General features: G+C 59.2%; 23 protein-coding genes. 11 read left to right on the top strand and 12 right to left on the bottom strand.

What is annotated here, in order from left to right; translation table 11 throughout:
* The 3 genes from hisC to ABIT76_06870 all read right to left on the bottom strand — a co-directional run bounded on the left by hisC (position 1) and on the right by ABIT76_06870 (position 3617).
* Positions 1-1095, bottom strand: coding sequence for a histidinol-phosphate transaminase (hisC, locus tag ABIT76_06880; GenBank protein MEO7932864.1), 1095 nt, complete (start codon positions 1093-1095; stop codon positions 1-3).
* A 47-nt stretch (positions 1096-1142) separates the two neighbouring features.
* Positions 1143-1640, bottom strand: coding sequence for a hypothetical protein (locus ABIT76_06875; protein MEO7932863.1), 498 nt, complete (start codon positions 1638-1640; stop codon positions 1143-1145).
* Between the two features lie 69 nt (positions 1641-1709).
* Positions 1710-3617, bottom strand: a complete 1908-nt coding sequence (locus ABIT76_06870; protein MEO7932862.1) for a response regulator — start codon at positions 3615-3617, stop codon at positions 1710-1712.
* Positions 3618-3777: 160 nt separating this feature from the next.
* On the opposite strand from ABIT76_06870, the gene ABIT76_06865 reads away from it, so the two are divergent.
* Genes ABIT76_06865 through secA form a run of 3 tightly spaced genes read left to right on the top strand, consistent with a single transcriptional unit; the run spans position 3778 to position 7686 of the window.
* A complete protein-coding gene (locus ABIT76_06865) occupies positions 3778-4155 on the top strand; it encodes a RidA family protein (GenBank protein ID MEO7932861.1) in 378 nt (125 codons plus the stop codon).
* A 6-nt stretch (positions 4156-4161) separates the two neighbouring features.
* On the top strand, positions 4162-4728 hold the full coding sequence (gene pyrE / locus ABIT76_06860) for an orotate phosphoribosyltransferase (GenBank protein ID MEO7932860.1): 567 nt from the start codon (positions 4162-4164) through the stop codon (positions 4726-4728).
* A gap of 9 nt (positions 4729-4737) precedes the next feature.
* Complete coding sequence (secA, locus tag ABIT76_06855) at positions 4738-7686, top strand: preprotein translocase subunit SecA (protein ID MEO7932859.1); 2949 nt, start codon at positions 4738-4740, stop codon at positions 7684-7686.
* On the opposite strand, the gene ABIT76_06850 is transcribed toward secA, so the two are convergent.
* The 9 genes from ABIT76_06850 to ABIT76_06810 all read right to left on the bottom strand — a co-directional run bounded on the left by ABIT76_06850 (position 7687) and on the right by ABIT76_06810 (position 19953).
* Complete coding sequence (locus ABIT76_06850) at positions 7687-8487, bottom strand: ABC-2 family transporter protein (GenBank protein ID MEO7932858.1); 801 nt, start codon at positions 8485-8487, stop codon at positions 7687-7689.
* Between the two features lie 6 nt (positions 8488-8493).
* Positions 8494-9342, bottom strand: a complete 849-nt coding sequence (gene pdxA / locus ABIT76_06845; GenBank protein MEO7932857.1) for a 4-hydroxythreonine-4-phosphate dehydrogenase PdxA — start codon at positions 9340-9342, stop codon at positions 8494-8496.
* A gap of 44 nt (positions 9343-9386) precedes the next feature.
* Positions 9387-10364, bottom strand: a complete 978-nt coding sequence (locus ABIT76_06840) for a peptidyl-prolyl cis-trans isomerase (protein ID MEO7932856.1) — start codon at positions 10362-10364, stop codon at positions 9387-9389.
* A 9-nt stretch (positions 10365-10373) separates the two neighbouring features.
* Positions 10374-13532 (bottom strand): transcription-repair coupling factor, encoded by a 3159-nt coding sequence (mfd, locus tag ABIT76_06835; protein MEO7932855.1) that lies wholly within the window; start codon positions 13530-13532, stop codon positions 10374-10376.
* Positions 13533-13585: 53 nt separating this feature from the next.
* Positions 13586-15877, bottom strand: coding sequence for a PAS domain S-box protein (locus tag ABIT76_06830; GenBank protein MEO7932854.1), 2292 nt, complete (start codon positions 15875-15877; stop codon positions 13586-13588).
* A gap of 130 nt (positions 15878-16007) precedes the next feature.
* Positions 16008-16790, bottom strand: coding sequence for an aminotransferase class IV (locus ABIT76_06825; GenBank protein MEO7932853.1), 783 nt, complete (start codon positions 16788-16790; stop codon positions 16008-16010).
* An 86-nt stretch (positions 16791-16876) separates the two neighbouring features.
* Positions 16877-18319, bottom strand: a complete 1443-nt coding sequence (locus tag ABIT76_06820; protein ID MEO7932852.1) for a sigma-54 dependent transcriptional regulator — start codon at positions 18317-18319, stop codon at positions 16877-16879.
* Positions 18320-18340: 21 nt separating this feature from the next.
* Complete coding sequence (locus tag ABIT76_06815; protein ID MEO7932851.1) at positions 18341-19039, bottom strand: isoprenyl transferase; 699 nt, start codon at positions 19037-19039, stop codon at positions 18341-18343.
* 68 nt (positions 19040-19107) lie between these two features.
* Positions 19108-19953, bottom strand: coding sequence for a hypothetical protein (locus tag ABIT76_06810; GenBank protein MEO7932850.1), 846 nt, complete (start codon positions 19951-19953; stop codon positions 19108-19110).
* A gap of 42 nt (positions 19954-19995) precedes the next feature.
* Here ABIT76_06810 and ABIT76_06805 point away from each other — a divergent pair, with 42 nt between their 5' ends.
* The 8 genes from ABIT76_06805 (at position 19996) to lptB (ending at position 26355) form a co-directional block, all read left to right on the top strand.
* The gene (locus tag ABIT76_06805; GenBank protein ID MEO7932849.1) at positions 19996-20163 is read left to right on the top strand and encodes a hypothetical protein; all 168 of its coding nucleotides are present in this window, start codon (positions 19996-19998) and stop codon (positions 20161-20163) included.
* A gap of 10 nt (positions 20164-20173) precedes the next feature.
* On the top strand, positions 20174-20602 hold the full coding sequence (locus ABIT76_06800) for a Minf_1886 family protein (protein ID MEO7932848.1): 429 nt from the start codon (positions 20174-20176) through the stop codon (positions 20600-20602).
* Positions 20599-23199 carry a pitrilysin family protein gene (locus ABIT76_06795; protein ID MEO7932847.1) on the top strand — a complete coding sequence of 867 codons (2601 nt, stop codon included), beginning with the start codon at positions 20599-20601 and terminating at the stop codon, positions 23197-23199. The genes ABIT76_06800 and ABIT76_06795 overlap by 4 nt, the downstream gene beginning before the upstream one ends.
* A gap of 11 nt (positions 23200-23210) precedes the next feature.
* The gene (locus tag ABIT76_06790; GenBank protein ID MEO7932846.1) at positions 23211-23615 is read left to right on the top strand and encodes a DUF1844 domain-containing protein; all 405 of its coding nucleotides are present in this window, start codon (positions 23211-23213) and stop codon (positions 23613-23615) included.
* A 43-nt stretch (positions 23616-23658) separates the two neighbouring features.
* Positions 23659-24471, top strand: coding sequence for a 3-deoxy-8-phosphooctulonate synthase (gene kdsA / locus ABIT76_06785; GenBank protein ID MEO7932845.1), 813 nt, complete (start codon positions 23659-23661; stop codon positions 24469-24471).
* Positions 24455-25024, top strand: coding sequence for an LPS export ABC transporter periplasmic protein LptC (lptC, locus tag ABIT76_06780; protein ID MEO7932844.1), 570 nt, complete (start codon positions 24455-24457; stop codon positions 25022-25024). The genes kdsA and lptC overlap by 17 nt, the downstream gene beginning before the upstream one ends.
* On the top strand, positions 25014-25553 hold the full coding sequence (locus ABIT76_06775; protein MEO7932843.1) for an LptA/OstA family protein: 540 nt from the start codon (positions 25014-25016) through the stop codon (positions 25551-25553). Before lptC ends, ABIT76_06775 begins: the two co-directional genes overlap by 11 nt.
* Positions 25554-25626: 73 nt before the next feature.
* Positions 25627-26355, top strand: coding sequence for an LPS export ABC transporter ATP-binding protein (gene lptB / locus ABIT76_06770; GenBank protein MEO7932842.1), 729 nt, complete (start codon positions 25627-25629; stop codon positions 26353-26355).
* Positions 26356-26367 lie beyond the last annotated feature (12 nt).

The raw sequence follows: 26367 nt of genomic DNA, 5'->3' as shown, positions 1-26367 counted from the left end.
CTAGGACGCGAGATAGGAGCGCAACTCCTCGATGAAGCGCCGGTTTTGCTCCATGGTGCCGACGGAGACGCGAATCCACTCGGGCAATTTGTATTCGCCCATCGCGCGGATGATGACGCCCTTTTCTAACATCGCCTGAAAGACTTTCGCGCCGTCGCCAACTTTCACGAGAACGAAATTCGCCTCGCTCGGGACGTATTCGAGCCCAAGGATGGCGAACTGAGTTTCCAAGTAATCGCGTCCCTCGAAAGTGATCTGACGCGTGGTTTCCTGATGGTTTTCGTCGAGCAAACCTGCCAGCGCGCCCGCCTGGGCGATGGCGTTGGCATTGAAAGGTTGCCGCGTTTTTTGCAGCACGGAAATAAGCGCCTCGCTGGCGAGTCCATAGCCGATGCGCAGACTGGCGAGCCCCTGAATTTTGGAAAACGTGCGGAGAACGATGACGTTGTCGTGCGAGGTTAGAAACTTCAACGTGTCCACCGGAGTGCGCAGAAATTCGTAGTAAGCCTCGTCGAAAACCACGATGACGTTGGGCGGCACCTGACTAACAAACGCATCGATCTCGGCCTGGCCGACCAGTGTGCCGGTAGGATTGTTAGGATTCGCCACGAAGATGAGTTTCGTGCGCGGCGTGATGGCTGCTAACATCGCAGGCAGATCGTGCTTAAACCCGGGGTCGGCGACTTCGATGGTACTAGCACCGGCGAGCTTGGCCATGATCTTGTAAACGACGAAGGCGTGCTCTGCGACGATGATGTTATCACCCGGCTGGAGAAAGGCGTGGCCGAGAAATTCGATGATCTCGTTCGAGCCGTTGCCGAGGATGATTTGATTGAGACTCAACCCTGTTTTTTTGGCAATGGCCTCGCGCAGATAGTAGCCGCCGCCATCGGGATAGAAGTGGGCGCGGTCGAGAGCCTCGATCATGGCCTGCTTGGCGAGCGGCGAGGGGCCGAGCGGATTTTCGTTGGAGGCGAGCTTGATGATTTGCGCGGGTTCGAGCCCGAGTTCGCGGGCGACATCCTCGATGGGTTTGCCCGGAATGTAGGCCACGAGGTCGCGGAGTTGAGGGTTGGCGTAGTCCCAGATGGTCATTGGCGGAATGTGATGTTACTCGAATGCAAAGGCCAGCAGTTCTTGGATTAAAGCTGGTCGTCGATCTCGGCCAACATGCGTTTGACGTGTTTGTATTTTTTGCGCGGGGCGAGGACGCGGCGGCTTTTGCGGAGGTCGCCCCATTCGAGGATTTGGATGGTGACGCGCTGGACGCCCCAGCGGTTCATTTCGCTGCGGGTCGGTTTGTAGAGGTCGATGGTGTTGCGTCCGGCGAGGGCCCAGCCGTAATCATCGACTTCATAGACTTCGCCGGTGGCCAAGATTTTGAAGACGGTGCCCGCAGGCCAGCGGCCCCAGTCGGCGGCGGCGCTCTTTACCGTGCCGTAGAGGAGGGGAGTGCCGAGGGCGTTTTTGACTCCGTAGCGAATATGATCGGACTCGCTATGGGTGTAGGCGGTGGTGCGAACTTTCTGAAACTCCGCCCGGCGCAGGGGCGGTTCCCAAGTGGGCAGGGACGGGCCGCAGCCGGAGAGGGACAATGCAACGATGAGGACGAGGGGCAGCGCGAGGCAACGCAGTTTCATGTGGCAAAGATGAACCACGAAGGCGCGAAGAGACGAAGGAAAAAAGCAGGCGATTTCCCGACTGCCCAGCTACGCAGCCTGGCGGATGACTTTGTCGATGAGGGCCTCAAGTTGCTTGCTGGTGAAGGGCTTGGGCAGGGAGGCTTTGAAGCCGAAACTTTCCATGGCAGCCAGAGCCGATTCGTCGGAGTAGCCGCTGCAAATGATGGCCCGCACTTCGGGGTCGATGTGGATGAGGGCCTTGATCGTTTCGACGCCGCCCATGCCGCCGGGAATGGTGGCGTCGAGGATGACGGCGTCGAATTTTTTCCCCTTCCGCATTTGCTCGGTGTAGGCGGCGAGCGTCTCCGTGCCGTCGCGGGTGGTGACGACCTGATAGCCGGACATCGTGAGCATGGCAGAGGTGAGTTCGCGGATGGTCGGTTCATCGTCCATGCAAAGCACCGTGCGCTGGCCGTCGCTCGTCTCCAGCTCGGTGGTTTCTTCTCCGGTGCTGATGTTGGCCACAGGCAAAAAGACGTTGAAAACCGCCCCGCCACTCGGCACCGGCTCCGCGAGGATGCGTCCGCCGTGTTTCGTGATGATCGAGAAGGCAATCGTCAAACCCAGGCCGCTGCCGGTGGGTTTGGTCGTGAAATAGGGATCGAAAATCTGCGGCCAAACGCCCGGCTCGATGCCGGGTCCATTGTCGGCGAATGAGATGCGAATGTATTCGCCCGGAACGAGATCGTAGGGATTGGATTCGGCGAGGGTTTCGTTGTGGCCACGGACCTGGAGCTTGCCGCCATGGGGCATGGCTTCGCGGGCGTTGATGACGATATTGTTGACCGCCTGCTCGATTTGATACGGATCGGCCTGCACTTTCTGGAGCCTCGGAATGGCGAAGAGACAAGTCAGATTCGAACCGTAGAGGGCAAACTTGGTGGCTTTTTCCACGAGTTCCTTGATGTCGATGACCTGCTTGAGCGGGTCGCCGCCCTTGGCAAACGTGAGGAGTTGCTTCGACAAATCGGCCGCACGGAAGGAGGCCTTGTCCGCTGTGTCGAGGTGCTCGAGCGCTTTGTCGCGGGTGCCGTCCATGCAGAGGCGGGCCAGGGAGATATTGCCGCTGATGACGGTGAGAATGTTATTCAAGTCGTGTGCGATGCCGCCTGCGAGCACGCCGAGCGACTCGATCTTGCTGGTCTTGAAGCGTTCCTCGTCCGCTTTTTTGACCATTGTGATATCCGAGAAAAGGCAGACCTGGCCACGCGAAACGCCCTTGTCCGACTCCAGCGGAGTTAGGGAATAATGCAGCCAGTGCTTCGCGCCGTCGTTGCCGAGAAGCGCCAATTCACCCTCACTCGCGCGGCCCATGGCGATAGCTTCTTCCATTTCCAGACGCTGGGCCGACTCGACGCCGGCGAGCATCTGGGTGAAATCATTGGCCACGATCGACTTCGAGTTCAGCCGGATCATGTTTCCAAAGGCGGCGTTGGCCCATTCGACCTCGCCTTTGGCATTGAGAATCACCACGCCGTTTTGCGTCTGGCGGGCCACGAGGGCGAGGCGTTCGAGGCGCTGGTTGGAATCATTGAGAGCGATGCGGCTTTTGCGGCGTTCGGCGATGTCCACGACCTGCCGCTCGGCGATGCGCAGACGGGATCGGAAAATTTCGATCTCCCATGGTTTTACCAAGTAATCGTTGGCACCGGCATCGAGCGCCTCATCGAGGTCGGCAGGTGTTGCGCGGGCTGTGATGAGGAGCACATAAATATCGTCGCCACCGGGCCGGCCGCGCAGCCAGCGGCAAAATTCCGGGCCCGTCTTTCCCGGGAGCATCCAGTCGAGAATGACGACTTCGAAGTTATTCGTCTCCAAGGCCGTCTCGGCTTCCTCCGCGCTGGAGCAGGCTGTGATTTGATGTCCTCGCACCGAGATCAGATGATTCATCACCTGTCGCGTGGTGCGGTCGTCTTCGACTATGAGAACATTCATGTCGTTGTGTATCGTGGAACAAGTCCGGGGCAGATGCATAAATGAGTCGCAGTGTATTTCGACGGTTCATGCGCCGGACTTTCTTCTGGTGGCAGAGCCATACCACGGATTGACACCCCCGGCCCGAATGATAGTTTGTCTGCCCTAAAATTGACCCGTAATGAAAGAAATTATCAGCACCACCGAAGCTCCCGCCGCAGTCGGCCCTTACTCGCAAGCCGTCTGGACGGGGTCGCTCCTTCTCTGCGCGGGTCAGATTCCACTCGATCCGACCACGGGCGAGCTGGTCGGCACGACGGTGACTGAGCAAGCCACTCAGGTTTGCGAAAATATTCGCGGGGTGCTGGCGGCGAAGGGTTTCACATTTGCGAACGTGGTGAAAACGACCGTCTTCCTGATGGATCTCGCGGAGTTCGGCGAGATGAACGCCGTTTACGCGAAGTATTTCACCGAGCCTTATCCGGCCCGGTCCACGATTCAGGTCGCCGGTTTGCCAAAAGGCTCGCGGGTCGAGATCGAAGTCATCGCTGCTCCTTAAAATTCGATGTCCGAGGAAATCCTAGACCTGTTTCGCCAGACGAATGCGCTTCTCGAGGGGCATTTCGTGTTGCGCTCGGGTCTGCACAGCCGGCAATTTTTCCAGTGTGCGCTGCTCCTGCAATATCCCGTGATCGCGGCGCAAGTCTGCGGTCAGCTAGCGGAAAAAATGTGTCACATCGACGCGGACACGGTCATCTCCCCAGCGATTGGCGGGCTGTTTGTGGGACACGAAATTGGCCGCCAGTTGAGTAAGAAACATATCTTCGCCGAGAAGGAAAATAACGCGCTCGTGCTGCGCCGAGGCTTCACGATCACACCCGGCGAGCGTTTTCTCGTGCTGGAGGATGTCGTCACCAAAGGCGGCCGCGTCGCCGAGACCATCGCCATTGTCCAGCAATACGGCGGAATCGTCGCCGCTGTCGGCACGCTCGTGGATCGCAGCGGCGACCAGACGCCAGACTTCGGCTGCCCTTTTCTCAGTCTGCTCAAACTCCATGTCGAGACCTGGGCCGCCGATCAGCTTCCGCCTGATCTGGCTGCGATTCCCCTGACGCGTCCCGGCTCCAAATAATTTCCCTGTATGATTAACTGGCTTCTCAAAAAAATCGTTGGCTCCAAGAACCAGCGCGAAATCAAACGCCTCGGGCCGACCGTTGCCAAAATCAACGAGATTGAACTGAAACTCCACTCACTTTCCGACGACGATTTGCGCGCCAAGACGAAAGCGTGGCAAGCGGAGTTACATGCGATTGAGGACTACGATCTTCTCGCCCGTCGCTTGGATGAAATCCTTCCCGAGGCATTTGCCGTCGTCAAAAACGCCGCCCGCCGGCTCGCCGAGCGCAAGCATCAGGCGCTCGTCTGCGATCACCTGGAAACTTGGAACATGGTCCACTTCGACGTGCAGCTCATCGGCGGCATGGTCCTGCACAACGGACGCGTTTCCGAAATGGCCACGGGTGAGGGCAAAACGCTCGTCGCGACCTGCCCCGTTTACCTGAACGCGCTCACCGGACGCGGCGTTCACGTCGTCACGGTCAATGATTATCTCGCCCGCCGCGACGCCGAATGGATGGGCCAGCTTTACACATTTCTCGGTCTGACTTGCACCGCCACGCAGCACGACGACCAGCCGTCGCAGCGTCGGGAAAAATACGCCGCCGACATCACGTATGGGACGAATTCCGAGTTTGGCTTCGATTACCTGCGCGACAACGGCATGGCGACGACGAAGGAGCAGCAAGTCCAGCGCGGCTACTATTATGCGATTGTCGATGAGGTCGATTCGATCCTGATCGACGAGGCTCGCACGCCGCTGATTATTTCCGGTCCGGCCACGGTCAGCACGCATCAATACGACAAGTTCCGCCCGCTCGTCGATCAGCTCGTGCGCAAGCAAACGCAGCTTTGCACGCGACTCATTTCGGACGCCGATCTGGCGTTTCAGCGCGGCGACTCCGTGACTGCGGGCGTGCTCATGTTCAAGTGCAAACTCGGCCAGCCGCGCAACAAGGCGCTCTTCCGCATGATGGAAGATCACGAAAAGCGCAAGGCCATGGATAAGGCCGAGCTTTCCTTCTACGGCGACACGAAAAAGGACGAATTGTTTGCGCTAAAAGAGGAGCTTTTCTTCACCATCGACGAGAAAGCTCACGAGGCCGATCTCTCTGATATGGGGCGCGATTTTTTGAATCCTGACGAGCCGGAAGCGTTCGTTTTGCCCGATTTGATCACGGAGTTTTCCGAGATCGACATGAACAAAGAGACGCCCGCCGAGCAACGCGAAGCTCTCAAGCAGGAGCGCCAGAAGCAGTTCGATTTTCAAAGCGAGCGCATCCACAACATCTCGCAACTTTTGAAGGCCTACTGCCTCTTCGAGAAGGACGTCGAATACGTCGTCGAGGAAAACAAAGTCATCATCGTCGATGAAAACACCGGCCGCAAAATGCCCGGACGCCGTTGGAGCGATGGGTTGCACCAAGCCGTCGAAGCCAAGGAAGGCGTGCAGATTGATCGCGAAACGCAGACGCTCGCAACGATCACGATTCAGAATTATTTCCGCCTTTACGAAAAACTCGGCGGTATGACCGGCACCGCCGAAACTGAGGCAACCGAGTTGCACGACATTTACAAATTAGACGTGATCGTCATCCCGACGAACCGCCCGATCAAACGCATCGACGGCAACGACAAAATCTACAAAACCCGTCGCGAAAAATACAACGCCGTCATCGCCGAAATCAAAGAGGCGCACGCTCGCAACCAGCCCGTTCTCGTCGGCACGGTCAGCGTCGAGGCTAGTGAATTGATCAGCCGAATGTTGAAGCGTGAGAAAATTCCTCACACTATTCTCAACGCGAAATACCACCTGCAAGAAGCCGAGATCGTCTCTCGCGCCGGCATCGCCGGAAGCGTCACCATTTCCACAAACATGGCCGGACGCGGCACCGACATCAAACTCGGGCCGGGCGTCACCGAAGTCGGCGGGCTCCATGTCGTCGGCACCGAGCGCCACCAATCGCGCCGCGTGGACCGCCAGTTGCGCGGACGTTGCGCGCGCCAGGGTGATCCGGGTTCCAGTCGATTCTACGTCAGCTTCGAGGATGACCTTATGCGCAACTTCGGCGCCGCCGACCGCATGACCCGCATCATGGAGCGCTTCGGCCTCGCCGATGGTGAGGAATTGGAGCATCCGTGGCTCAATCGCAGCGTCGAGACCGCCCAAAAGCGCGTCGAGCAACGCGATTACCTCATGCGCAAACGCACGCTCGACTTCGACGACGTGATGAACAAACAGCGCGAAGTCGTTTACGGCTTCCGAAACGACGCCATCGACGGCGAGGAACCGCGCAAACTCATTTTTGAAACCATCGACGAGGCCATCCCGGTCAAAGTCTCTGAGTTTCTCGACAAGCCGAACGGCGAGGAGCCGAACTACGGCGCGCTCCTGCATTGGTGCAACACGACGTTCCCGCTCGGGCTCACCGCCGAGAACGCCCAATTTGAGACCCGCGACACCGCCGGCAACTCCGCCTTTCTCGTTGAGCGCCTCAAAAAAGCCTACACCAGCAAAGCCGAGCACGAGGACGATCTCGCCCTGCAAAGCCTTGAGCGTTACATCCTCCTCAACGCCATCGACCGCCTCTGGCAGGAGCATCTTTACGGCATGGACGCCCTCCGCGAAGGCATCTACCTCCGCCAATACGGCCAGAAAGATGCGCTCGTGGAATACAAAAACGAGGCCTACGCCATGTTCGTCGAGCTGATGGGCAACATCCGGGGTGAGATCCTCAACAATCTCTTCCGCAGCACGACCAACCTGATGGCTTTTGAGAAATTCCTCGCCAATCTTCCGACGTTGATGGTTCACCAACAGGCACCCGACGCCAGCACCGGCGGCGATGGCGGAGCGCAAACTCTGACGCTCGACCTGCCCAAACGTGCGGCTGCTCCCAGCGTTGGCCGAAACGATCCTTGTCCCTGCGGCAGCGGCAAAAAATTCAAAGCCTGCTGCGGACGGACGGCCTGATCACCCGCCGACGGCGGAGTATTTGCGGAGGCCCCGGCGCCAGAGCAGGCGGGCGATGCCGTAGAGGATCGCGACCCAGGCGATTTGGAAGAGGAAGCCTTGCAGGAGCAAGGCGGGCTTCATTTTTTCCAGAAAGACGGCGATGGGGAAGTAGAGCTCGTATTTGAAGGGAAGAAAATCGAGGAAGCGCTGGAACCATGCGGGCATGATGTCGAGCGGGAAAAGCTGGCCGCTGAGGAAGTATTCAAAGCTGTAGAGGATGAAGACGATGGTGGAGATTTCCAAAATCCAGAAGGCAAACATGGCCAGCGAGTAGGCGATGAGAAATTGCAAAATGGCGGCGAGTCCCAGTGAAATGACGGTGTAAAGCCAGGTGATACCGTGCGCCGGAAGGGTGATGTGTTCGCGCAGCATCCAGAAAATGAGGAGGATGAAGGGCAGGGTGACGACGGTGTAAAGCAGGCGATAACCGGCGAAGAGGCTGAGGCGATAAACGAGGTAATCGATCGGTTTGGTGAGGAAGGAATTGAGCTGGCCATCGCGAATGTCGGCGGCGATTTGCCATTCGTCCTCGGTGGGGGTGATAAGGCTTTCCGCGACGATGATGAGCATGAAATAAAAGATCATGCTGGAGTAATCGTAAACGCCGATGGCAGCCTGCCGCTCGTGAAAGATCGCGCCCCAGATATAAATGGTACCCGCGAGCGGGACGAGTCCGAAGAGGGAGCGCAAGAGGAAATTCCAGCGATAAACGAAGGTGTTTTGCAGCGCGATGTCGAAGACTTTGAGGTATTTCGTCATGCGAAGTTAGTGCTGGGAAGTGGCGAGGGCGATGGCGAGGTGCAGCGCGGCGATCATGCTTTTTGGCGAGGCGATGCCTTTGCCGGCGATGTCGAAGGCGGTGCCGTGGTCGGGGCTGGTGCGGACGAAGGGGAGCCCGAGCGTGACGTTCACCCCTTCGTCAAACGCGTGGAGTTTGAGCGGAATCAGGCCCTGATCGTGATACATGCAAACGACGCCGTCCCATTTGTGCAGGATGGCGGCCTGATGAAAAATCGTGTCGGGCGGAAATGGACCGGCGAAGCTGGCGTGTTTCTCCTTCTGCAACGCGGCGACGGCGGGCGCAATGATGTCGATTTCCTCGGTGCCGAGGTCGCCATTTTCCCCCGCGTGGGGGTTGAATCCAGCGATGGCGATGGCGGGTTTGACGATGCCGCGTCTTCGTAGATGGCTGGCGAGCAGGCGGGAAACCCGGATGATTTCCGGCGTGGTCAGCGTGACGTGTCGCAACGGGATGTGGGCGGTGACGAGGGCGACGGTGAGGTTGCCGCCGGTGAGGCACATGGCGTAGTTCGGCGTCTTGGAGCGCACTGCAAAGAACTCGGTCTGGCCCGGAAACGGGTAGCCGATCTGGTGGAGCTGATGCTTGCTGACGGGGCCGGTGACGATGGCGTCGATCTTGCCTTTAATGGCGAGATGGGCGGCCTCCTCCAGGGCGTCCCAGGCGGCCTGGGCTCCAGCGAGATCAGGCTCGCCGGGGTTTCGAGCGCGTCCGAGCAGGGTGACTTTCACCCCTTTCGGCAGGTGATCGAGGGCGGCATCGACGACTTCAGGTCCGATGCCCGCGGGGTCTCCCAAAGTGATGGCGAGTCGCATGTTATTGGTGAAATGAATCCGCTGACCTGCGGCTCACTTCGGGGCTAGAAGCGTTTGATGTAGGCTTTGTTGCGCAACTCGATCAGCCACTTTTCGGACGCCTTCTGGCGTTCCTCGCCGAGGAGTTTGGCCTCAATGTCCTTTTTCACCGTATCGAATGGAGCGTAAGTCGGCTCTTTGCGGGCCTCGACTTTCATCAGGTAATAGTTGCTGGCCTGCTCAAAAACCGGGCCGACCTCACCCGGCTTTAAGGCGAACGCAGCCTCCGTGAGCGCTGGGTTGAGCGTCTTTTTGTCGATCCAGCCCCATTCGCCGCCGACATCAGCCGAGCTATCCTGGGAATAAAGCTGGGCCATCTTGGCAAAGTCCGCGCCGTTTTTGATCTTGGCCCGGATTTCACTGACGAGTTCCTTCTGGGCCGTGGCGCTGCCGCCGTCCGGCGACTGCTTGGGAATGACGATCATGCGGAGTTGCACGGATTCGTTGGCGGCAAATTCCTGCCGGTGGCTGTCGTAATAGTCGCGCACTTTCGTCGGCGGAATGGCGAGATTGCTCTTCACTTTCTGGCCGCGCATGGCCTGGACGATGATCTTGTTCATCTCCATTTCCTTGAACTTGCTGAGCGTGTAACCCTGCGCCTGGAGGGTGCGAATGAAGGCTCCGCGATCGCCGCCAAACTCCTCGCGGATGATTGTTTTAATGTGCTCCTCGATGACGTAGGGAGGGAGTTTGAAATCGTTCTTCTTGAAGTCCTGGAGAATGAGCTGGCGGTCGATCAATTCCTGCAAGGCGTTCTCGCGCAGCAACTTGACCTTGGCCTCCAGATCGGCTCCCGAGTAGGCCTGGCGCAGGGCGCGCTCGCGCGGGGCGACCATTTCGCGGACTTGGGAGAAGGTGACGACCTCCTTGTTGACCACGGCCGCGATGCCGTCGAGAACCTCGGGTTCGGCCACGAGCTGGCCCGCAAATGAGGTGAAAACGGACAGCACACAGGCGGTGCGGAGCAGGCGATTGATAAACATGGATTCGAGTTAGAACTTCTTCAGCAGGGTCAAAAGGTCCGCCAAAGCTATTTCCGGCGAATTTGAAGTCAAGCGGGGAAACTTACCGCCGAGGAGGATGTAATCGCCGCCGCGCGTGAGCATGACCTTGCTTTCGCGCACCTCCACGCGAGTGATCTTGGAAGCGGCGGCGGCTAGCTTGAGATCGGACAGGCGCAGGAGATTTTCCACGGCGTCGGGGAGGGGGCCGAAGCGGTCGCGCCAGGTTTTGCGGAGCTTGGCGAGTTGACCGGGATTGTTCACCTCCGCATGAGCGCGGTAGGCGGCGATGCGGACTTTCGGCTCGGAAATGTAGCTCGCCGGGAGAAACGCCGGAGCCAGTTGCGGCTCGCGCAGCCATTCGGCTTCGTTGAGGGAAACGAAGTCGAGTCCGATATAAATCTCGATGCGCGGCTTTACTTTTTCGCCCTTCATCTTCGACACCGCCTGCCGCAGCAACTGGCAATAAAGGTCGAACCCGACGTTGATAATATGCCCGCTCTGGGCTGTGCCGAGGACGTTTCCCGCGCCGCGAATCTCCAGGTCGCGCATGGCGATTTTGAAGCCCGCGCCGAGACTCGAATACTGCTTGATCGCGTTCACTCGTTTCCGCGCGGCACCGACAGTCATCAGGTCGCGCGGCAGCATGAGATACGCGTAAGCCTTGTGCTGCGCCCGGCCGACGCGACCCCGGAGCTGATACAAATCCGCCAGCCCGAAACGATCCGCGCGGTCGATGATGATCGTGTTCGCGTTCGGAATGTCGATCCCGCTCTCGATGATCGTCGTGGAAATAAGCACGTCGAATTCGCCGTCGATGAACGCCCTCATGACGTCTTCCAGCTCGTGCTCATCCATCTGGCCGTGCCCGATCCCGATGCGCGCCTGCGGACATAGTTCCCTAACTCGACTGGCCACTTTCTCGATCGTCATCACGCGGTTATGCAGGAAATAGACCTGCCCCTGACGCCCCAATTCCCGGTTAATCGCGTCGCGAATGATCCGCTCATCGTAGCCGCAGACGACCGTCTCCACGGGCAGTCGGTTCTGCGGCGGCGTCTCGATCACCGACATATCCCTAGCCCCCATCAACGACAAATAGAGCGTTCGCGGGATCGGCGTTGCGGACAACGTCAGCACGTCCACCTTCTTAAAAAGCTCCTTGAATTTCTCCTTATGCAACACCCCGAATCGCTGCTCCTCGTCCACCACGACCAAACCCAAGTCCTTGAATTGGATGTCCTTCGAGATCAGCCGGTGCGTGCCGACCACAATGTCCACCGTGCCATCGGTTAAACCCTGGGCCGTCTTCCGCTGCTCCGCCGCCGTCCGGAAACGGCTCATCATTTCAATTGTCACGGGGTAATCCGACATCCGCTCCCGGAAATTCTGGTAATGCTGCTGCGCCAGCACCGTCGTCGGCACGAGGATCGCCACCTGCTTGCCACCCATCACTGCCTTGAAGGCCGTGCGGATCGCCACCTCCGTCTTGCCAAAGCCCACGTCGCCGCAGATCAGCCGGTCCATCGGGCGGGTCGATTCCATGTCCTCCTTCGACGACGCGATGGCTGTCAATTGATCCGGGGTCTCCTTGTAAACGAAGGCGCTCTCAAACTCGTGCTGCCACTTTCCATCGGGTGGAAACGCATAGCCCTGCGTCGTTTCCCGCTCCGCCTGGATCGAAAGCAGCCGCGCCGCGTAATCGAACACCGCCTTCTCCGCCGCCTTCTTTGCCTTCGCCCATTTCGCGTCGCCCAGCGCGCTCAGATCCGGCGTCCGCTTGCCGACTCCAACGTATCTCGACACCAGGAACGCCTGCTCCAGCGGCACGTAGAGCTTCGCATCGTCCTTAAACTCCAGCACCAGCACCTCCTGCTCATTGCCATCGCGCTCAAACGTCTCCAGCGCCAGAAACCGCCCAATGCCGTGCTCCAGATGCACCACGAAATCTCCTTCCGTGAGCTCGCTGAAATCGATCTGACTCCGCTGCGCCTGCACCCGAGCCCGACGGAGGGCCAGCCGGCGGCTCCGGTTATTCTGATACCGCCCAAAGATTTCCCCATCCGTCAGCACCGCCAGACGCGCCTCGGGACAGGTAAAACCACGGGCCAGACTCCCCTCGGCAAACGTCAGCCGCGCCAACTCCACCTCGTGATCCTTCAGCAAATCCTGAAACCGCTCCGTTTCTCCCTCGTTGTTGCAGAAAAGCACCATCCGCCACCCATCACGATCCCACTCCCGGAGTTGACGGAAGAGCGCCTCGCGCTTGGCCTCCTCCACGATCAGATCGCCCGCCTCCAACTCCCCGAAGTTCTGCGGAAAGAATGCCCCCGCGTAGTCTTCCACCGAGTCGCCGCCCTCCGCCGCGCCCTCCAGGATCCGCACCTGCGCCTCCTCCAGAGTGCTCCCTAACTCGACTGTTACCGCCGTTTTCTCCAGGTAACTCCGCAACGGCACCAGCTTCTGCTCGAGGTCGCCCAGCAACACCTGGCACACATCCAGCACCTCCACCGACGTCTGCTCATCCAGATCGAAGCTGCGAATCGACTCGATCTCATCATCAAAGAACTCCAGCCGCACCGGCTGCGTGTGCTGCCAGGAGAAGACATCCAGGATGCCCCCTCGCACGGAAAATTGCCCCCTCAACGCCACTTGCGGCACACCCTCGTAACCCGCCGCCACCAGTTTCCCGACCAATTCCTCCCGGTCCAGCCGCTGACCCCGCGCCAGCCGCGCGCTTTGCTTCTGCATGGCCGACGCCGCTGGCACAGCGCCTTCCAGCGATTGACGCGTGAGCACGACCACCTTGCGCCCCGGTTTGGCCAGCCGTTGCAGCACCTCCAGCCGTTCCGCCGCGATCTCCGGGTCGGGAATCGCATTCTCCACGATGGACGCCTCGATCTCTGGAAGAAACAACGCCCCGTCCGGGTGCCAGGTGAGCAACTCATTATGCACCCGCTCCTGCTCCCGCAGATTCTCGCACACCACCCACAGAGCGCAGTCCAACTCCGAGGCCAGCCAAGCCACTACGAACGCCTGCGCCGCCTCCGCCACATGGCTGAACTCCACGGCATTTCTTTTTTTCCGGATCGCCTCCAGCCGCTTGCGCAGCGCCGGCAACGCTCCCACGGCCTGCAACAATCCCGTCATAACACTGAAAGTCCCCTCATCGGACCCCGAACTTCCCCCGCCGCCGGATGAAGTCAACCGTCGAGGACGTTTCGCACGGCGTGGGCGAGCTTGGCGGCGGCAAAGGGCTTGGTGAGGAAGTTCACCCCTTCCTTGAGGGGGAAATCCTTGCCCACGATCTCGGCGCTGTAGCCGCTCATGAAGATCACCTTGAGCTGGGGGTTCTCGCCGATCAGCCGTTCAGCGAGGGCTTTGCCAGACATGCCGTCGGGCATGACGAGATCGGTGAGCAGGAGACTGATTTCCTCCCGGTTCTGATTCCAGACGTCCACCGCCTTGACTCCGGTAGGGGCTTCGAGGATGCGGTAGCCGAGGTAGCTGAGGGCGGTGCGAACGGAGAGCCTCAGAGCGGGATCGTCCTCCGCGATCAGGATGGTTTCGGTGCCCATGGGCATGGCTTCGGGCGAAGCGGCGGTGAGCTTCGATTCATTCCGAACCAGACGCGGCAGGTAAATGCGAAAGGTGGTGCCGTGGTTGATCTCGCTATAAACATTCACCCAGCCTTGGTGCTGCTGGACGATGCCGAAAACGGTGGCGAGACCGAGCCCGGTGCCCTTGCCCACTTCCTTGGTGGTGAAGAAGGGCTCAAAGATCTTCGCGAGCAGCTCCGGGGGAATGCCGCAGCCGCTGTCGCTGACGCTGAGCCGCACGAACGAGCCGACCCGTGCCTGGGTGGCCTGGGTGGCAGCCAACTCGTCGAAATGCACGCCCTCGGTCTCGATGATGATGTGACCGCCCTCGGGCATAGAGTCGCGGGCGTTGACGGCCAGATTCATGAGGATCTGATCCATCATGCCTGCGTCGGCATGGATGAACATGGGCATCGAGGCGAGTTTGAGCTGCATCTGCACGTTTTCGCCGAGGATGCGGTTGAGCATCTTGGTGGTGCTGGTAATGGAGTCGTTCAGGTCCAGGTCGCGGGGCTGGAAGACCTCGCGCCGGCTGAAGAGGAGGAGTTGGCGGGTGAGCGCCGCAGCGCGCTGGACCGTGATGTTGATCTCGTCCGCAAACTCCTTCTGCACATCGGAGAGGCCGCCGCTGATCGCCATCAGCTCGGCCTGCATCTGGATAATGGCGAGAATGTTATTGAAGTCGTGCGCCACGCCCCCGGCGAGCTGGCCGATGCCCTCCATCTTTTGCGCCTGGCGGTATTGCTCCTCCAGCTTCCGGCGCTCGGTCACGTCGTTCCAGACGCCGATGATCTCTTCCGGATCGCCCTCGGGCGTGCGGACGAGGCGGCGATTGTCGTCCATCCAGCGATAGGTGCCGTCCTTGTGGCGTAGGCGAAATTCTGTGCGGCTCGTGCCGTGGTTGAAGGTCTCCTGCAGGCTGGCCAGCACACGCTCCTCGTCCTCGGGGTGCAACTGCTCCGTCCACCACTCGGGTCGCAGGGCTTCCTCGGGCAGATATCCTAGAATCTGGACAATGTTGGCACTGGCGAAATACGGGACGGCCTCTCCATCCACCCACTTGCCGGCGTAGATAATCGCCGGACTATGTTCCAGTAATTGATGCAACTGCTCATGGGTCGCCCGCAGGTTTTCCTCCACCTTTTTCCGCTCCGTAATGTCGCGGGCAATCTTCGACACCCCGACGATCCGGCCCTCCTCGTCCATGATCGGCGACAGGGTGACGGATACATTCAACACGGAGCCATCCTTGCACTTTCGCTTGGTGTCGAAATGCCTCACGCACTCTCCACGGGCAATCCGATTGATCAATTCGCTCTCCTCGTGCTCCAGCTCCGGGGGAAACAGGTGCAGGATCGATCGTCCGATCATTTCCTCCGCCCGATAGCCAAACATCCGCTCCGCACCCGGATTCCAACTCGTGACGATGCCTTCCAGAGTCTTGCCGATAATGGTGTCCTCCGAGGAATTCACGATCGCTGCCAGCCACCGGCTGGCCTCCTCGGCCTGCTTGCGCGCAGTGATGTCTTGGCGGATCGCCAGATACTGGCGGGGTTTCCCAGCTTCATCGAGGGATGGCACTATGGTTGAATCCACCCAGTAGTGAGTGCCGTCCTTCGCCCGGTTCCTGATCTCCCCCTTCCACACCTTGCCCTGGCTAATCGTGCTCCAAAGAGTGCGCATGAACTCCTTGGAATGGTGCCCCGAGTTGATCAGCCGATGATCCTGCCCGATCAGCTCCTCCCGCGAATACTGCGAGATCGCGCAAAACCGGTCATTTGCCTCCAGGATGCGGCCCTGCGGATCGGTCACTGCCACAATGGCGTGCTCATCGAGCGCTGATTTTAAGTCACGGAGTTCCTTCGAGTCCGAAGAGGCGGGGGGGACATCTTGCATAACAACAGACTGCCGGGATGGATTTACCAGTTTACGAGAGTCATAGTGGTCCTTTTTGCTCACAAGTCCACCCGAATAAACAGCGCACAGCGGAGGTCGGCTGTCGAAGTTTTCCAGCGGACAGGGCAGGCTACTGGGCGGCGAGCCAGTGCAGGTAATCGGCTTGGAGGCGAGTTCCAATGGATTGGCAGGGGAGGGGTTTTCCGTCGAGACAGGCAATGGGGGCGATGCCGTAGGCACTGCTGGTGAGGAAGATATCACTCGCCTCGCGGAGTTGCTCGGGGTGGAAGTCGCCGACGATGATGTCTTCGCGGCTGAGAACCCAGTCGCGGGTGACTCCGGCCCGCGCGCCGCTGTTCACTCGCGGGGTGAGGAGGAGGCCGTCGATGCAGGCGAAGAGGTTGGCCAGGCTGGCGGAGATGACGTGGTGGCTGGCGTTGACGAGGACGGCTTCATCGCAATGGAGGACGGCTGCGCGGCGTCGGGCGTCGATCTGGGGCCAGTAGTTGCCGATCTTCAATCCGGCGAAGAGCGGAGTATGAGTCGTATCGAGGAGGGCGAGGCTGCGGGGCCGGGGAGGCTCGGCAGGGGTGGGCGTGAGAACGAGGAAGAGGCGTCCGTCGTTTAAAGGATCGAGAAAAGAACCGTCGCCTGCGGTGACAGTGATGCGGGCGAGTCCATGCTCAATGCCAGGAGGGAGGCTGGCGCTGTCGTCCGGAGGGAGTCGGAGTCCGAGCTGGGCGCAGGTGAGGCGGAGTTTGGCCAGGTGCTCAGGGAGACTGATGTATTTCCCCCGATAAATGCGGATTGTGGCAAAGGCCGACATGCCGTGGCGGAAGGCACGGTCGGTGAGCGGGATGCCGGAGAAGGGCTGCCAGGAGCCGGAGTGCCATTGGTAGCTGTGGGAGGACATGGGGTTGGTGGGGCACTCTCCCGTCCAGCCATCGGACGAGACGTCCGCTGGAGACACGCGAGACGCGTGCGCTCCCGGGGGCTCTGCTACTGGATGGTGAGTTCCTTGGTGATGCCGTAGCGCTCGATGCGTTTGCGGAGAGTGGCGCGGGTGATGCCGAGGAGCTTGGCGGATTTCACTTGGTTGCCACGGGTGGTTTGCATGGCGTAGAGGGTGAATTCGCGCTCGAGCCAGGGGAGGAGTTGGATGCTGCTGTCGGCGAGTGCCTTGCTGAGGAGGAGTTCGATCGCACTCTCGACGGTGGCGAGGCCACCAGACGTTCCGCCGCCAGCACCGGTAGCGCTGGCGTCGTCGTTGATCGGAGCGGCCATGCCGAGCGGGATGTCCTTGGGCATGAGGACCTCGCTGGTGGCGAGAACGGAAGCGCGCTGGATGGTGTTTTCCAGTTCGCGGACGTTGCCCGGCCACGGGTAGGCTTCCAAAACGCGGACGGCTTCCTCGGAGATGCGGATGCGCGGGACATGCCGGGTGACGGAGACTTTTTGCAGGAAATACTCGGCCAGAAGCCGGATGTCTTCCTTGCGCTGGCGGAGCGGCGGCAGATGAATGCGGACGACGTTGAGCCGATAGAACAAGTCCTCGCGGAAATGCTTGGCGGCGACTTCCTGTTCGAGGGTTTTATTGGTGGCGGCGATGATGCGGACGTCGGTCTTCAGGGTGACGTTGCCGCCAACGCGCGAGAATTCGCCCTCCTGGAGGACGCGGAGGATTTTCGATTGGACTGGAAGTGGCATGTCGCCGATTTCGTCGAGGAAAAGAGTGCCGTCGTTGCATTGCTCGAAGCGTCCGACGCGCTGGGCGATGGCTCCGGTGAACGCGCCTTTCTCGTGACCGAAGAGTTCGCTCTCGAGGAGATTTTCGGGAATGGCGGCGCAGTTGATCGCCAGATAGCTGGCCTCGCTGCGGTTGCTGTAATGGTGAATGGCGCGGGCGACGAGCTCCTTGCCGGAGCCGGACTCACCCGTGATCATGACTGGGGCTTCGCTGTGGGCGACGCGTCCGATCATTTTGAAGACCTGCTGCATGGCGGGCGACTGGCCGACGATGCTTTCGTTGTGCTGCTCGACGGTGAGCTGGGGTTTGAAAGCAGTCGCGGCGCGCATTTCCGCCTGCGAGGTGAGCGCGGCATCGACGACCGGCTTGAGATTAAATGGGAGCGCTTCCTTGCGGATGAAGTCAAAGGCTCCCAGCTTCATCGACTCGATCACGCTCTGAGTCGTGCCAAACGCGCTGATCAGGATGACCATCGCATTCGGATCGCGCTGGCGGATGCGGGCGAGGAGTTCCATACCACTGAAGGGCATCAGATGGGTCTCGGTAATGACCAAGTCCGGCTCTTCCTTGGCGAAAAGGCGGATGGCTTCGTCGGCAGTGGTGGCGGTCAGAACCGAGGTGGCAGGAGTAGTGAGCTGGTGCTGAGCCCACTCGAGAAAGTCAGTTTCTGGATCAACGATGAGGATGGTTTGCATGTGAGAGATCGGACGATATGGCTAAATTCCACCATAGCGCCTCTCTCTTTGCGCAAAATCCCGCATGGCGTCGAGAAAATCTTCACGAGAAAATTCGGGCCAGAGCTTTTTCGTGACGTAAATCTCGGCGTAACTCATTTGCCAAAGGAGGAAATTGGAGAGCCGCATTTCACCCGAAGTCCGTATGAGCAGGTCGGGGTCCGGGTAGTCGGCGGTGTAAAGCGCGCGGCTGAATTGCTCCTCGGTGACAGGTGCTTTCGGAGCCTGCGCGATGAGTTTGTTCACCGCCTCGAGGATCTCGGTGCGCGAGCCGTAGCTGAGGGCAAGAATGAGCGTGAGCCCGGTGTTCTGCGCGGTGGCGTTGATGGATTTCTCGACTTGGGCAAACGTCTTCAATGGCAAATCGGAGAGTCGGCCAATCACGCGGAGACGGATGTTTTTATCGAGCATTTCCTGGTGCCGCGAGCGGAGAAACTCGATCAGGAGCCGCATCAGCGCGCTGACTTCGAGTTGGGGACGCTTCCAGTTTTCGATGGAAAAAGCGTAGAGCGTGAGGAATTCGACTCCGGTCTCAATGCAGCCGTCGATCACGCGCTGGACGGTCTCCGCACCCTTGCGATGACCTTCGACTCGCGGCAACCCGCGTTCCTTGGCCCAGCGGCCGTTGCCGTCCATGATGACGGCGACGTGACGGGGAATGCGTGGGTTTGGCAGGCTCATCGGAAAGCGTCCATCCTGAAACGAGCGCCGCTCCGTCTCCAGTGAAAATTTCGTGAAGTTGCAGGGAACTAAAGCTGGTCCACCTGCCTCTGGAGCTTGGCTTTTACCGAAGCAAACGCAGGATCGGTGAGCGCGGCGAGATGCGCATTGGCTGCGGCCTTGTCGCGGAGTTGGAGATTGATCCGGACGAGTTGGGTATGAATGAAATCTTTCTCGCTGGAGCGGGCGAGGAGCGATTCCCAAGCCGTGCGGGCCAGCTTCCAATCGGGCCGGGGCTGGGTGTAAAAGGTCTCTGCGTAAGCCTTGGCGTAGATCAGATTTTCTGGAGCCAGCTCGGCGGCTTGGCGGAAATACTCCGTGCCACGAGTGATCATCTCGTCCTCGCTGAGGTGGCGCGAAGCCATGAGATCGCGGCGGAACAGCGTGTAAATGTGGGCCAGCCCGTAAAGATGCGAGGCGTTTTTCGGCTCCAGTTGGGCGGCCTTTTCCATCGCGTCTGCCGCAGCCACGATCTGTCCGGTTTGCAGCAGCAAGTCGGATTGCGCCGCGAGAATGTCCGCCCGCTGCGGGTCGAGTTGCAGTCCAATGGACCATTGCTGGAAGGCTTCCTCGTTGCGTCCGATCAGCAAGAGATATTCGCCAAACGCCGCATGAGGCTCCGGCTCGTTTGGAAAATGTTCGATCAAGTCGTCGTAGAGCTTCCGCGTGGTGGCGATCTGCTCGTCGGTTTGTTTGGCGCGGCTGAGTTGCATCAGACTCAAAGCCGTCCGCAGCGTGGCGATTTCCTGGTTCATCTGCTGCCGTGGATCGGCCGTTTGACCCGGAGTCGGCGCGGGAGTTTCAGTCGAATGCAGCGGTCCTTCGCCGGTGGCAAACAGCAGCACGGCGGCCAGGCTGAAGCGCGTCAGGTTCATGAGATTGCGAATATCCGTCACCCGTGTATCTTGCGCACGCGAATGTTTTCACTGACAATCCGGGAGCAAATCTTAATCGCCGCCGTGCTGCTGGCCGTGGCGAGCGGGGCCGTGATTCATCACTTGCGCACACGGTCCACGGACGTGGTGGCGAGTCTGGTGAAGCCGCAAAAAACCGCCGGACTGGCCGATGATTCTGCCGCACCTTAAACCTCATTCCATGCCTAAAAACGGACTCTTCCAAGCTCTCGACGAACTCCTCGAACACGACTCCCGCTACGACCGCGAAGCTTATGTTTTCCTGAAGGAAGCACTCGAATTTACGGTGAAACAAAAGCGCAAGGCCCGCACCAACGCGGTCTCGCATGTGACTCCCGCCGAGCTGATCGACGGCGTTCGGCTCTATGCGTTGCGCGAGTTTGGCCCGATGGTGCCGACCGTGCTGGAGTATTGGGGCATCAAAACTTGCGGGGATGTGGGCGAGATGGTTTTCAACCTCATCCACGCCGGCGTTTTCGGAAAAAATGCGACGGACTCGATCGAGGATTTCCAAAACGGATTCGACTTCCATGTGGCTTTCGTTGAGCCGTTTTTGCCATCGGCGAAACGCTCCTCGGAATCGGCCAGCCCGGATCGTCCCGTCGCATGAAAAACCTTCTCCTTTTCTTCGCGCTCATGTTTTCCATCTCCGAAATGTCCACCGTCAGTCCCGCCGCACCGCTCACCATCCCGGGGCGCAACGTCCAAAAATGGGTCCTGCAAAACGGCCTCACCATCATCGTCGAGGAGGATCACAGTTCGCCCGTGGCCAGCGTGCAGGCCTGGTGCAACACCGGGAGCATTCACGAGGACAAACTGCTCGGTGCGGGCATGTCGCACATTTTGGAGCACATGCTTTTTAAGGGAACGAAGACGCGTCCGCCGGGTAAAATCGCCAACGAAGTCCAGGACGAGGGCGGTTACATTAATGCCTACACGTCGTTCGACCGCACGGTGTATTGGATCGAAGTTCCGAAGGCGGGCGTGACGAAGGCGCTCGATATTTTGGCCGATGTCTCGGTGAATGCGACCTTGCCCGAGGCGGAATACACCAAGGAGCAGGAGGTGATCCGCCGGGAATTTGCCATGGGCTACGACAATCCGGATCGGATGACGAGCCTGCTGCTCTTCGACACGGCGTATCAGGTGCATCCCTACGCCTATCCCGTGATCGGCCACATGAGCGTCTATAACACGCTCACTCGCGAGGACGTGATGCGTTATTACAAGGCTCGCTACGTGCCGAATAATCTGACTTTCGTCGTCGTCGGCGATGTCGATGCGAGTCAGATACACACGCAACTCGAGTCGTTTTACGCCGACTATCCACGCGCAGCGCTGCCGCCGGTTTACATTCCCGCCGAGCCGCCGCAACTCGGCAAACGTGAGGTTCACCAAGAGTTTCCGACCGAACTCAGCCGGGTCATGCTCGCCTGGCACGTGCCCGGTTTGGATCATCCCGACATTCCTGCGCTCGACGTGCTTGCGACGATCATGGGCGACGGACGCACCGCGCGGCTTTACCGGGAATTGCGCGAGAAAAAAGGGCTCGTCTTCTCCATTTCCAGTTCGGTCTATTCGCCAGCGTATCCGGGTTTGCTGATCGCATCCGCCGCGACGGAACCGGGCAAACGCGTCGAGGCAACGAAGGCTGTCGAGGCGATGTTCGCCGAGGTTGCGAAAAACGGCATCACCCAGGTCGAGCTCGACCGCGCCAAGAAAATATTCCTCGCCAGCACGATCGGGGGGCTGACCACGACCAAGGGCCGGGCCAGTGATTTGGGTTCGAGCTGGCTCGTGGCGAGAAATCTGGATTTCTCCCGTCAATACGTCGAGGCGATCAATCGCGTCACTGCCGATCAAGTGCGCGCCGTCGCCCAGAAATATCTCACCGAAACGAATGAAACCGTCGTCTCGCTCAATCCGCCGGGGAGTCTGGCGGTCGCGAGCACCGTCGATACCGCGCCGAAAGCGAAGCCGATCCAGAAGTTCACGCTCTCCAATGGATTGCGACTGCTCGTTCGCGAGGACAGCCGACTTCCATTGGTATCAGCGACGGCAGTTTTCAAGGCCGGATTGTTAGTCGAAACACCGCAAACCGCAGGACTTAGCCGACTTTTTGCCAGCGTGCTGACCAAGGGCACGACGAACCGCACCGCCGAGCAAATCGCCAACGAAATCGAGTCTGTCGGCGGCAGCATTTCCAGCGATGCGGGGAATAATTCCTTCGCCGTCAATGTCGAGGCGACGAAGGCCGATCTGACCTTGATCGTCGATTTGCTTTCCGACGTGTTGAAGAACCCGTCGTTCCCGGAGCCGATCATCTCGCGTGAAAAAGAATCGCTGCTCGCCGCGCAAAAAGCGGAGAAGGAGCAAATCAACGCCGTCGCCCGCGACCTGCTGCGCTCGACGTTGTTTCCGAGCCACCCCTACGGCATTCCCGCGAGCGGCACCCCGGAAAGCGTCACGGCGGAAAATCGAAAGAGCCTGTTGGATTATCACGACCAGTATTGCGTCGGAGAAAATGGAGTCATCGCCATCTTCGGCGACGTAAAAGCGGAGGAAGTGCGCCGCCTAATTGAAATGCAACTCGCCTCGTTGCCGAAGGGCGAACCAGCGCTGGTGAATCCACCCAAACCCGCGCCGCTGGCCGCCGAAACGTCGGTCGAGAAGAACGAAAAACGCGCTCAGGCCATTCTCATGATCGGCTATCCGTCGGTCGATCTTTACAGCCCTGACAAACCGGTGCTCGACCTCATCGACGAGGCCAGCAGCGATCTCGGCTCACGTTTTTTTGTGACCATCCGCGACAACCTCGGTCTCGCCTATTCCGTGGGCACCAGCCAGCTCACCGGCCTCGCCCCTGGGGTGTTTACCTTCTATCTCGGCACCGATCCGCTGAAGGTGGAAAAAGTGCGAACCGCGATGCTGGAAGAGATCGGCAAACTGGCGAACGACGGCCTCACTGAAACGGAGCTCAACCGCGCAAAAAAGAAATTGCTCGGGCAGCAGGAAATCCAGAATCAGAGCAACGATTCGCTCGCCTACAGTTGCGCCTTGAACGAACTCTACAACCTCGGCTACGACTATTACCTCGGCACTGAGGCACGCATCAACGCCGTGACTTTGGACGACACCAAGCGCGTCGCGCAAAAATATTTCCTGGGCAAACCCCGCGTCATTGCCACCGTGCAACCTAAAAACTAACCTCCAAACCTATGGCCGAAATCCAAAAATCCTCCAACATGGGCGAAATGACCCAGCGCTTCATCGAATTTGTCATGATGCAGTCGCAGCACGCGGCGTTGTTTCTCGGGCAAATCCCGAATCCGCAAACGGGCGAGGCGACCGTGAACCTCGAAGCCGCCAGGATGTTCATCGACCAGCTGGAAATGGTTCGCGAAAAAACCCGTGGAAACCTGACTTCGGACGAAGAAAAGATCATCAACAACGCTCTGAGCAATCTGCAACTCGCCTTTCTCGAAGTCTCGCGCGGCGGGTTCGGTCAGGGTGAAGAGGAAATTGCCGAGGAGCCAAAAATCGAATCGACGCCAGTCATCAGCACCGATACGACTATTTCCTCCAATGACAAAAAGCGCTTCAGCAAAAGCTACGGCTCGTAATTCTTAGTCATTAGGATTTAGGATTTAGTCATTTCCCCTCTCCATGCGTCCCTGCCAAATCGGTTCACTCACCCTCGGCGACTCCACTCCGCTTTTCATCCTCGGACCGTGCGTCATCGAGTCGGAGGTTTTTCTTCGGCGCATGGCTCGTCAAATCGCCGAAATCTGCGGCGAACTGGGCGCGAGTTACATTCTGAAGGCGAGCTACGACAAGGCCAACCGCACCTCCGGCTCCTCGTATCGCGGGATCGACATTCAAGAGGGTTGCAGCCTGCTCGCCGACCTCGGCCGTGAATACGGCGTGCCAGTGACGACCGACATTCACTCGCCCGAGGAGGCGGAGATCGCAGCGGAATTTATCGACCTGCTGCAGATTCCGGCGTTTCTCTGCCGCCAGACCGATTTGATCGTGGCCGCTGCGCAAACCGGACGCGCCGTGAATGTGAAAAAAGGCCAGTTTCTCGCTCCGTGGGATGTTCGGAATATCGGCGACAAGTTGCAGGCGCATGAGTGCACGGAGTTCTTCTTCACCGAGCGCGGCACGACCTTTGGCTACAACAATCTCGTCGCCGACATGCGTGCGCTTTACTGGATTCGCGAACAAGGTTACCCAGTCGTCTTCGATGCCACTCACAGCGTGCAGCGTCCCGGTGGTGGTGGCGACAAAACCAGCGGCGACGGCATTCTGGCTCCGGTTCTGGCTCGCGCCGCAATGGCCGCTGGCTGCGATGGCATTTTCATGGAGACGCACGAAAACCCGGCGCAAGCGCTCTCCGACGGACCCAATCAAGTGCCGCTGGCCGATCTCTCGGGCGTCCTTCGCACCCTGCTCAAAATCCATGCGGCGCTGTCTTAAGTTTGGCGTTCTGGCGCTCGGCCTGATTACGATGCAACTCGCCCCTGCGGAAACTCCGGCGACCTCACCCAAGCCGGCCAAATCCGAAAAATCCGATAAAGCCGATAAAGCCGACAAGGCTGCGCAACTCGACAACCAGGCGGGCAAGATCAATATCGCAGTGCCGCTGAACCAGCCAGTGAAGGGTCTGCACCTGCCGTTCTACGATTTTATGGGACGGCTGAAGATGCAGTTTGACGCCGAGACGGCCAATCGCACCACGGACAATGTGGTCGAGATGAAAGCATTGAAAGTCGAGACCTTCGACGACAAGGGCCAGCGCGACATGCTGGTGCATTTCCCGACGGCGACTTACGACCTGTCCAGCAGCGTGATCAAATCCGACGACAGCGTGGAAGTCCGCCGCAACGATTTCGTGCTGACTGGCGTCGGCATGGAGTTTGACAGCAAAAAACGCGCTGGCCGCGTTTTGAGCAAGATCCGCATGGAAATTTTCAATCGATCAGCCGAGACTTCGGAGCCTTCACCCACACCCACACCCAATGGTCCGTAAATTCCTTTTCCTCACTCTTTTTTGCACCGCCGCCTGCCACCTGCCCGCACAGGACAAATCCCTGAATCTCTTCGGTGATGACAAGGCCAAGGGCCCGACCATCGTTACCGCCTCGACTGAGGCCACGTTCGACAACCAGAACCACGTGGCCGTCTTTGTCGGCAATGTTCAGGTGCAGGACCCGCAGTTCAGCATGACCTGCGACAAGCTCACGGTGCAGCTCAACAAGGAGGAAGGCGGCATGAAGCAGGCCAACGCCGACGGCAACGTCAACATCGTTTCCATCCAGAAAGATAAGAATGGAGGTCCGGATCAAAAATCCACCGGCAAAGGCGAGCACGCCATTTACACCACCATCGACGGTCGCATCGTTCTCACCGGCAGCCCGCAGATTCAGCAGGGCGGCAACACACACATTTCCACCGATCCACGGACGAAGATGACGATTTTCAAGGATGGCCGCCTGCAGACCGACGGGCCGAGCCGGACCACGATCATGCCGTCCGACGACGACAAAAAGCCGAAGTAAAACGCCCGCTTTTTTCTCTTTTCCGGATTTTACCTTGCCCAAGGCGGGCGCATCGGAGAAAAAGACTCTCCCGATGTCAGCGCCACTCCTGCAAACCGACAAACTTCTGAAAATCTACGGCGGCCGATCCGTCGTCAATGGGGTCGATGTGAATGTTCGCGCCGGCGAAGTCGTCGGACTGCTCGGCCCAAATGGAGCGGGAAAAACCACCAGTTTCTACATGATCGTCGGTCTTGTGAAACCCGACGGCGGCCAAGTCATTTTCGAGGGCGAGAATGTGACCAAACTCCCGATGCATCGCCGCGCGCGCATGGGCATGGGGTATCTGCCGCAGGAGGAATCCATTTTTCGCAAAATGACGGTGGAGGAAAACATCGTCGCCATTCTCGAAACGACCGATCTCAGCCGCAAACAACGCAAGGCCCGCTGCGAGGAATTGCTTTCGCAATTTGGCATCGAGCACATCGCGAAAAACACCGCGCTCACCCTTTCCGGCGGTGAAAAACGCCGACTGACCATTGCGCGTTCGCTGGTGACGAGTCCGAAGCTGCTCATGCTCGACGAGCCGTTCAGCGGCGTCGATCCGATCGCGGTTTCCGAGGTGCAGCAGATCATCGCCAGCCTGCGCACGAGCGGCCTGGGCATTCTCATCACCGACCACAACGTCCGTGAAACCCTCGGCATCGTGGACCGCGCCTACCTGCTCTTCGAAGGCAAAGTCGTCAGGGAAGGGGACAAGGACTTCCTCATCAACGACCCGGTCAGCCGCAAGCTCTATCTGGGCGAAGGTTTCCAGATGTAACACGTTTCAGGT

The sequence above is a fragment of the Chthoniobacterales bacterium genome (assembly GCA_039930045.1).
Classification (GTDB): domain Bacteria; phylum Verrucomicrobiota; class Verrucomicrobiia; order Chthoniobacterales; family DASVRZ01; genus DASVRZ01.
The sequence above is the reverse complement of the archived record's forward strand: the minus strand, read 5'-3'. Positions and strand labels throughout refer to the sequence as shown.